Below are 9,349 nucleotides of genomic sequence, written 5' to 3'. Positions count from 1 at the left end.
GCCAACTGCGTCGATGGGTCAACGCTCTGGACCAACAACCGTCGGCATTGGTGACCGTTGGCGAGTATCACCGAAAGCCCGTCGGATTTCTGATTGGAGAAGCGGACACCACACCTAATCCCCTAAGCGAGTGGCAAAAACGTGCCTTTATTCATGCGCTGTGGGTGTCTCCAGAACATCGAAAACAAGGTATTGGCCGTAAGCTGGTTGAAACGTTTGAAGCGGCTATCCGCGAATACGACATTCCCTACTGCGATTTGGCCTATCACCCCAAAAATGAGATTGCCCAACGCTTTTGGCAAGCAGTGGGCTACCAGCCAGCACAAATGACCGCAAGAAAAATCTTCGGATTACAAGAAATTGAACAGGCTTAGATTCTGAATCAAAGCAAAGCTGCGCTGTGCGGCCTCGAGCCCAAGCTGCTGTTGCTGCAAGCGGGAAATGGCGTCCGCCATGTCCACATCGCGCGCTTCCGACAACGCAATTTTGGCATTGGCGATGAAGTCCTCGTTCACTTGCCGCTGGTTTTCGACCACGTTCAAACGACCACCAACACGGCCAAGTATTTGATTGATTCGATCGAAACCATTGTCAAGGTTTTGCAAAACATTATCGATACGATCATGAAATATTGCTTTTTCAGCCTCGGTTTGAGTAGGCATCCTCAGCGCATCAATCGCTTGTTGAACAGTCGAAAAAATATCTTGGCGCTGGCTTTGGTTAACTTCAAAAATATCGCCTGATTGTGGGGTGCCAGAGATGGAGACTGTCATACCGTTGAACTGGATATCAGCCCCATCTTGATAGGCGGTTGGTCCTGACACAGAGTTATTGGCGGAATCAAAAACCTCATACACCAATTGGGTCCCAGATATGGAAAATCGAATTTCATAATCATCAGCCACGTAGGCCGCCGGATTATCAACACTCCCTGGACTGATAATGCCTGTCCCTGTATTTGTACTCCGTGCCACCGTTTCAAAGGTTCCGTTACCTTGCAGTACATCAAAAAACACCCCGTAGCCATCATCTGACATGGCCAGATCAACCCCGGCGCCAACATCCAAAAAGCGCCTTCCCTGATCTCCGTTATAATTGAACTGTCCGGCCGCATCTCGACTGACCGGCGGAACATCAGTCCGAACCCCCCCGAATAAATACTCGGAGCCATTGACCTGTGTATTGGCCACCTGCATGAGCTCATCAAGACGAGATTCCAACTCGACCGCCAATGACTCTCTTTCAGATGCTGACAAGCTACCATTTGCCCCTTGCAACAGCAGTTCCTTGACGCGAATCACGATATTTTTGGCGCTGGTCAACGCAGTTTCTTCCTGACGGGCATACGTCTCCACCAGATTTCCGTTTTCCAGCCAACGTTGCGATAAGCCGATTTGCCGCTGTAAATTGTTGATCACATTGGTGGCCACCGGATCATCCGACGGATTAATCACACGCCTTTGCGTCGCTACTTCATTTTGTGTGCGGATCAACTGTGCCTGTTGATCGAGAATGGCTTGCAAAGCCTTTTGATGAAATTGTGGCGTTGACACTCGCATCAGAGTTCACTCCGTCATACTGAATCGATCAAAGTTTGAAAAATATTTCGGGCCACACTAATCACTTGCGCCGAAGCCTGATAAGCCTGCTGAAAGCGAATCAGATTGGCCGCTTCTTCATCTAAGTTCACACCGGAAGCTTGTTGGCGTCGTGACTCTGCTGCACGCACCAGGCTCTGCGCTGCATCACGATTGATCAGACTTTCTTGCGTTTGGGCACCAACTCGGCTAACGAGTTGTAGATAGGACTGTTGGAAATCAGCACTGCCTTGCTCCATTACCTTGCTTGTTTGCAGGGCAGCCAGTTTTTCCGCGTTACGATTGTCACCCACGCCACCGCTATTGAATGTTACATCAAACACATCACCAGCTGCCGGCGCCCCCTTCATCACAATTTCGTAACCAAGCGATAGCCCTGCACCCGCCAACACGTTATTTTCTTGCCCTGGCGTGAAGACGCCGCTGCCAAGGACCGTCGGGCCGGTCGGATCAACCACGTTGTACGCGGTGACCGACGTGAATTGAATCTCTAATGGGGGCGATAGGGTCCCAGGCGTTGAGAAAGCCGCTGTTGTCGTATCAGTCACATCCACTGAAACCAAAGCGCCGCTGCCACTGTTCGTACCTCGCGCGGTGAAGCGAATCGGATTGGCCGCCGCGATTTGTTCCGGCGTTGTCAAGGCGGTGGCCAACTGTAACGCCCCAAGCCGCGTTGGCTGTATAAAAAACCGATCACCCGCATTCGCCGTACCGCCATTAATCACAATTGAAAAACCTTCACTGGGAACACTTATGGTGGCTGGCGTTGCGCCTGGCGGTGGAAACGTTGAAACCACACTTCCCGTCCGATCGTTGGTCAATTGAAAGTTGACGCCATCAAAACTCAGGCGATAGTTATCATCCGTCAACAAATTCGTGTCATCAATCCGCAACTGAACGTCCAAAGTTCCAGTATTGCTCGGTGATTGCGCCACCCTAGCCTGTTGTGCGCTGGTTGCGTTGATGTCCGTAAAAACGTCGCCACCAAGTTGCCCGTTTAGGTCAATTCCAAGTCGGTGTTGTCGATTGATTTGATCGGCCAATGCCAACGCCACTTTGCCGATTCGATTGATCGCTGGCTCCAACATATCATCCCGAAATGTGCGCAGTCCACCGAGTTTTCCGCCTTCAATATTGGCGGTGATATCAATCTGAGTGCTCCCATTTTGCAACACAATATCCAAATGGCCTGGCCTTTCACCGCTAGTGGTTGTGGCAAGTGTCGTTGAATTGACCCCGACAACCAATCCTTGACCATTACCGATAAAGACATTGACTGCCCCATCGTCCTGCTCGACGGTAAACACTTTGACAAGCCCGGAAAGTTCTCTAATCAGGTTATCTCTTCGATCAAGCAAATCGTTCGGTGCGCCCTGAGCCTGCCCCTTGGCCGCAATAATGTCTTCATTTAAAGCGGCAATGTTTTGCCCGAGCGTGTTGATCTTTGCCACCACTGAAGCAATCTGCTGGTTGGTACTTTCCGCCATCTGCTGCAGATTGGCGTACAGATTGTTGAACCGCTGACTGACCGCCTGAATTTGATGAAACATCACCTCGCGCTGGGCGAGAGACGAAGGGTCGGATGCCACACCATGAATGGCATCGAAAAAACCTTGCAATGCCGAACTCAAGCCAAGGTTCTCATCGCCAAGCACTTCATCCAAACGTGTGGCCAGTCCAGCAAAGGCAGACAGTTGTTCAAAGTCAGATTGGGAGGTTCTTAATTCTAACGTGGCGATCTGATCGATGATGCGAGTGACACTTTGCACATCGACCCCGGCGCCAAAGAAATTGTTACCGAACGGTACTGCGCCCAATGGCGTAAATTCAACACGCTGGCGTGAATAACCTTCCGTATTGACGTTGGAAATGTTATTTGCCGTGGTGTCTAAGCCACTTTGTGAACCTTGCAAGCCAGAAATGGCTACATTCAATAAATCAACACCTGCCATGATTGCCTCCGTCCCCATCGATCGGGGCGCAACATCTGCTTATCGGCCAATCCGGCCACAAATTTAATCTTGTGTATTTCTATGCAAATTTTCGGCCAATTGTTGGATGGCCGGGTGTTGAATGACAGCTTTGAGTTTTTGGGCGTACTTAGGGTCTGTGGCGTAACCGGCGCTTTGCAACGCTTCAAAATACTGCTCTGGTTTTTCGGCTTGCCAAACCTGCCCGTAACGGGGGCTCGATTGGAAAAAGCTCACCAAATCTTCGAAGGCGTGCTCAATGTTTTCGTACACGCGAAAACGCGCAGGCACTTTGACCATACGCGCCCCGTCGAATTCAATGGTTTCTTTTTTCACCGCAGGGCCAGACCAACGCTGGTCTGCCTTAATGTTAAAGAGATTAAAGGAAGGCCGATCGAATAAGTCGCGCAACATATGGCGCCCCCACCCTGTCTCTAGCGCTGCTTGGGCAATCAGTCCGATGGCAGGCAAACCGGTTTTTGCCGCAACACGCTGCGCCACTGGCAACAGCCAACGGACAAAAGACTCTGGAGACTCGGGCAATGTTGATGTTTGTTTAGGCTGCTGAACTTGCTTCCGACTCGACACGGGGGACAAGGGTGTTTTCTTCTCAATGACACCAACGGCCTGAGCTGGCATCAGCGATGTCAAACCTTTTTTCATCATAGGGGCCTGATTAGGCGCAGATGACAACTGTCGAACAATCACATCGGTCAACCCTGCTCCCTGAACCCTTGCCATCACTGCCGCCATCTGATCATCCCACATGCCCTCGTAAAAGCGCGTGCGCTGTGATGACAACGGGTTGTCCTCGGCGAACAGTTCATTGACCGATCGCATGCTTTTCAACAGTTGGCGATACAGCATGGATTCAAACTCAACAGCGGCTTGTCGCAGGCTTTCCGGCCGACTTTTACCCGCACTGGTCAGTCGGTGCAGCTCGGCCAAGTCGAAGACGCTTTGATTGACGACCGATGTCATTTATATCACCACAAGTTCAGCGTGCAGTGCGTTGGCTTGCTTGAGCGCCTCCAAGATTGCCATCAAATCGCCGGGTGCCGCCCCCACCGCGTTGATGGCTTTCACAATGTCCTTAAGCTGAACGCCAGGCGCGAAAAGAAACACTCGAGCTTGCTCTTCCGATACCTGAACGGAAGACTGCTGGGTCACCGTCGTTTGTCCCCCAGCAAGCGGATTGGGTTGGCTGACCTGCGGATTCTCAGCAATGGTCACGACCAGGTTGCCGTGAGCCACCGCCGCTGGGCTCACACGAACATTCTGCCCGATGACAATGGTGCCGGTGCGGCTGTTGACCACAACCTTGGCTGGTGCACTCGCTTCGGTCAGGGTGATGTTCTCAAGGTTGGCCAAATACATCACTCGTGTTGCCCGATCGCGAGGCGCACTTACCTGTACGCTCCCAGCGTCCAGGGGGCGAGCCACATTGGGCCCAACCACCTGATTGATGGCGTCCGCCATTCGTTTGGCTGTCGTAAAATCCGGTCGCTTCAATAAAAACGTCACAAAATCACCTTGGTCGAAAGGAGACGGTACCGTACGTTCGATCGTCGCACCATTGGGTATCCGACCCGTCGTCGGAACATTCACCGTCACTTTCGAGCCATCTGCCCCTTGGGCGCCAAAGCCTCCTACCACGAGATTTCCCTGAGCAATGGCATACACCTGCCCATCGATGCCCTTTAAGGGCGTCATGAGTAAGCTACCACCCCGCAAACTTTTGGCCTCCCCCAAGCTTGAGACAGTGACGTCAATGGTTTGCCCAGGGCGCGCAAATGGTGGAAGCTCAGCTTGCACGGTGACAATGGCCACATTCTTCAGTTTCAGATTCAAATTGGAGGGCAACGTGATGCCAAGCCTTAGCAGCATCGAACGAAATTCGTGTGTCGGGTACACAGTGGGCTCGCCAGTCCCATCAAGGCCAACCACAAGACCATAGCCAATCAAAGGGTTACTGCGCACACCTTGAACAGTCGCGATGTCCTTGATTCTTTCTGCCCAGCTCAATGCGCCAAGCATGAGCACAGAAAACACTGCCAACCAACGAATTTTCATGCCAACCTCCTAAAAAGGCCACCAGCTGCTGGAGAAGAAACGACTCAACCAGCCCTGTCGATTGGTTTCAGCCAAGGGCCCCGTGCCTGAATACTCAATATTGGCGTTGGCCACGCGCGTTGACAAAACGCTGTTGTCAGCGCCTATGTCTTCAGGTCGAACAATGCCGGACAAGCGAATGTATTCACGCCCTTGATTCAAGGTCAGCCACTTCTCGCCCCGCACCTCTAGATAGCCATTGGGGAGGACGTTCACCACTGTCACCGTAATGGTGCCTTGGAGTTTGTTGCTCTGCTTTGAATCTGACTCACCCTTGAACTTACGCTTGGGGGCGATATCCAGCCCAAGACTGTAGTCACCATTCAAAGCCGAAGGCGTTCGCCCAAACAAAGTCGGATTAGTCAGACTGACCTCGTCCTCCTTCTTCAAACTGGTATCGGCATTTTTACTCGCGTCTGTGGCCTCGGTGAGCTTAACAAGGAGTATGTCACCCACACGCCGAGCCTTCGAATCGTCGAGCAGAAACTTCGCCGTCGCTGGGTTATAAATTGCGCCAGGCGACGGTGGTGTCGGTGCTGATGGCATTGGGTAAGACGGTTGATAATAAGGCGATCCAGGCTGTGGAATTGTCTGAATCGTGCAGCCTCCCAAGGCTGCCAACAAAAGTATCGCGCTAAGCCTGACCATAGTCTGCCACCATCAGATCGTTTGATTGACAAACTGAAGCATGTTGTCAACAGCGCTCACGACTTTGGCATTCATTTCATACGTTCGCTGTGTCTCAATCAGGTTGACCAACTCTTCCACCACCGAGACATTCGACGATTCCAGAGCCCCATTGACGAGCGAGCCAAATCCGGCAAGGCCGGGTGTACCAGTCACCGGCGCGCCGCTGCTTGCCGTTTCTTTGAAAAGATTCTCACCGACAGGTTGCAGACCAATAGGATTGACAAAATCGACTAACTGCAGGTTGCCGAGCACAGTCGGCGCAGCCTGCCCCGGAAGTTGCACCGATACTGTGCCATCTGCCCCGATGGTCAAGCTTTGTGCATCCTGAGGAATGGTGATGGCTGGCTGAATCACATAGCCGTTACCTGCGGTGACCAATTGACCGGTGTTGTCCAAAGAGAAGGAACCATTGCGGGTATACGCCGTGGTGCCATCCGGCAAAAGCACCTGAAAAAAACCTCTGCCCTGTATGGCCACATCGGTCGCGTTATTGGTCACATTCAGGTTGCCTTGGGTAAAGGATTTCTGCGTACCCACGACTTGAACACCGGTTCCCAGCATCAACCCACTTGGCAGCTGCGTATTTTGGGTCGATTGGCCACCCGGCTGACGCACCGTCTGATATAACAAATCTTCAAAGACGGCTCGGCTTTTTTTGTAACCAACCGTGGCCGCATTCGCCAAATTGTTCGAAATGACCGCGATATCTGTCTGCTGCGCATCTAAACCTGTTTTTGCTATCCAAAGTGCCAGATTCATTGTGCCATCCTCATTAAGTTCGCCAAGTCACTGTGACTATGCCTGCAATAATCGATCCAGCGCTTCATCATTTTGCTGAGCGCTTGACAACATTTTGATGTGCATTTCAAAGCGACGCGAAAGATCAATGAGCTCCGTCAGCGCTTCGACCGTATTGACATTGGATGCCTCAAGTGCCCCTGCGCGGACGCGCACCGAGGCATCCGACGGCAAGATTTCGCCGTTCGCGACGGCAAACAAACCATCTGCTTGCTTGACGAGTTGCGTAGGCTCCGGTTTGACCAATCGCAGGCGGCCCACAACCTGTACGGTATTTGCTGGCGCTCCAAGCGGCCGAACACTGACGGTGCCATCTGCCCCAACCGAAATGCTTTCGCTTGGCGGTAAGATGATGGGACCAGCATCGCCAAGCACAGGCAGACCATCGGAAGTTTGCAACATGCCCGAAGCGGCCACTTCGAATGCGCCGTTTCGGGTCAGCGCCTCTGAACCGTCTTGTGCCTGAACAACAAACCAACCTTCGCCTTCAATCGCGAGATCAGTTGGGTTACCAGTGGTTATCAGCTGACCACTGGACAAATCATAGCCCGTGCCAGTGGTGAGGGCGAAGGCCCGAGACTCCAGACCATCGCCCTCAACATTTAGCGCCTTAGCTCGGGTCAAGTCGGCTTTAAACCCAGTCGTCTTGGCGTTTGCGAGATTATGCGCAATACGCGATTGTGCCAGCATAGCCTCCTTGGCAGCACTCATCGCGATGTAGGCGAATTTATCCATGGCTCACCTCAACTACCGGATCTGGATCACAGTCTGCGTCACCGAATTGAACGTCTCAATGGACTTTGCATTGGCCTGGAAATTTCGTTGTGCCGTAATCAAATCGACAAGTTCCTGAGTCAAATCCACATTCGAATTTTCTAACGCGCCGCCACGAATAATGCCAAAGCTTGATGTGCCTGCCTCGCCTGGTAACGCCACACCGCTGTCTATGGTTTCCCGCCACACGGTATTGCCAATTTGTTGTAGTCCCTGGTTGTTGGCAAACCGAGCCAACGCAATCTTGCCAAGCGCCAACTGCTGGCCATTTGAATAATTGGCGCGCACAACGCCAGACTCTGAGATATCCAAACCAGTCAATCGGCCGATGGGAAACCCATCTTGGCGTAACGTATTGACCGCAAAAGGTGAGGCGAACTGCGTTGGGCTGTTGTTGGCATAATCAATGACAAGCGTTTGTGCTGGGTCTGATCCGTTGGTAAACCCTAACGCTGCAGTTTGAATTGGTGACGGTGACTCGCCCACAAATGCACCAACATTGTTAAAGGTAAGTGTGGCATATAACTGGCCGCCAGCGCCTGCCGTGCCCCCTGCCACATCCACTGCGTTGCCATCCACATAAATATATTGCGCCCACGTGTTTGGTGCAGTTTTCACATAATACATGGTGGCCACATGCGGCTCGCCCAGTGAATCGTAAATTGTGACCGAGGTTGATGAGTTATAGGTCACCGGACTATTGGGATCAAAAGCCAATGGGTCAAGTGTGCTTGCGTTCGATGGCAGGTTGACGCCGATATCAATCATTGACGTCGGCGTTGGTGCGCCTGCTGTATTGGGAACCTGTAAAGGGACGGTCGACGACAAGCTCGTTGCCGTGACTGTACCGTCAGGATTCACAGGGAACACCCTGAGCGCCTGACCAGCACTATTGACCACGTTACCATTAGCATCCACGCCAAAAGCGCCTGCCCGTGTATACAAGAGTTCATTGGAAGAAATGCTGTCGCTCAAGACGAAAAAGCCTTCACCAGAAATCGCCATATCGAGGCTATTGCGAGTAAATTGCAAGTTGCCTTGCGTAAATTGTTGCGCAACACGAGACAGCAAGACACCACTGCCAATGGCCGTCGCCGCGGTCCCAAGTGAGCCAGCCGAATAAATATCGGCAAATTCCGCGCGTGACTGTTTAAAACCTGTCGTCGCCACATTGGCAATATTGTTACTGGTAATACTCAAATCGGATTGAGCCGCATTAAGCCCACTGAGTGCAGTACTAAAAGACATGGCGTCACCTCTCTGTTATAAAAATTAACCACCAATTCGTCTGACATCGTTGAGATTGACCGTGCCAACACCATCGACATTCAAAACAATGCCGTCCGCGTTGCCTAACAGCACACTGGTCACCAGGCCGGAGACATAAACCGGATAAGAAGTTGTGCT

General features: G+C 52.1%; 10 protein-coding genes. 1 reads left to right on the top strand and 9 read right to left on the bottom strand.

Annotation, left to right across the window (positions count from 1 at the left end; genetic code table 11):
• Positions 1 to 374: GNAT family N-acetyltransferase (locus D6694_04940; GenBank protein ID RMH45294.1), on the top strand; the 374-nt coding region annotated here is incomplete at its 5' end.
• Here the strand turns inward: D6694_04940 and flgL are convergent.
• The 9 genes from flgL to D6694_04895 all read right to left on the bottom strand — a co-directional run.
• Positions 351 to 1,559: a flagellar hook-associated protein 3 gene (flgL, locus tag D6694_04935; protein ID RMH45293.1), complete on the bottom strand. Its 1,209-nt coding sequence runs from the start codon at positions 1,557 to 1,559 to the stop codon at positions 351 to 353. The two genes, D6694_04940 and flgL, sit on opposite strands and share 24 nt — an antisense overlap.
• Positions 1,560 to 1,573: 14 nt before the next feature.
• Positions 1,574 to 3,568 carry a flagellar hook-associated protein FlgK gene (gene flgK, locus D6694_04930; GenBank protein ID RMH45292.1) on the bottom strand — a complete coding sequence of 665 codons (1,995 nt, stop codon included), beginning with the start codon at positions 3,566 to 3,568 and terminating at the stop codon, positions 1,574 to 1,576.
• A 45-nt stretch (positions 3,569 to 3,613) separates the two neighbouring features.
• Positions 3,614 to 4,549, bottom strand: coding sequence for a flagellar assembly peptidoglycan hydrolase FlgJ (gene flgJ / locus D6694_04925; protein ID RMH45291.1), 936 nt, complete (start codon positions 4,547 to 4,549; stop codon positions 3,614 to 3,616).
• Positions 4,550 to 5,641, bottom strand: coding sequence for a flagellar basal body P-ring protein FlgI (locus D6694_04920; GenBank protein RMH45290.1), 1,092 nt, complete (start codon positions 5,639 to 5,641; stop codon positions 4,550 to 4,552).
• Between the two features lie 9 nt (positions 5,642 to 5,650).
• The gene (gene flgH, locus D6694_04915; protein RMH45289.1) at positions 5,651 to 6,328 is read right to left on the bottom strand and encodes a flagellar basal body L-ring protein FlgH; all 678 of its coding nucleotides are present in this window, start codon (positions 6,326 to 6,328) and stop codon (positions 5,651 to 5,653) included.
• Positions 6,329 to 6,340: 12 nt separating this feature from the next.
• On the bottom strand, positions 6,341 to 7,129 hold the full coding sequence (flgG, locus tag D6694_04910) for a flagellar basal-body rod protein FlgG (GenBank protein RMH45288.1): 789 nt from the start codon (positions 7,127 to 7,129) through the stop codon (positions 6,341 to 6,343).
• Between the two features lie 36 nt (positions 7,130 to 7,165).
• Entirely contained in the window at positions 7,166 to 7,903 is a 738-nt protein-coding gene (gene flgF, locus D6694_04905) for a flagellar basal-body rod protein FlgF (protein ID RMH45287.1), read from the bottom strand.
• Positions 7,904 to 7,915: 12 nt separating this feature from the next.
• Entirely contained in the window at positions 7,916 to 9,190 is a 1,275-nt protein-coding gene (gene flgE / locus D6694_04900) for a flagellar hook protein FlgE (GenBank protein ID RMH45286.1), read from the bottom strand.
• 24 nt (positions 9,191 to 9,214) lie between these two features.
• The coding region (locus D6694_04895) for a flagellar hook assembly protein FlgD (protein ID RMH45285.1) at positions 9,215 to 9,349 on the bottom strand (135 nt) is incomplete at its 5' end.

The sequence above is a fragment of the Gammaproteobacteria bacterium genome (assembly GCA_003696665.1).
Lineage (GTDB): Bacteria > Pseudomonadota > Gammaproteobacteria > Enterobacterales.
This window is presented reverse-complemented; position numbering and strand designations above follow the sequence as displayed.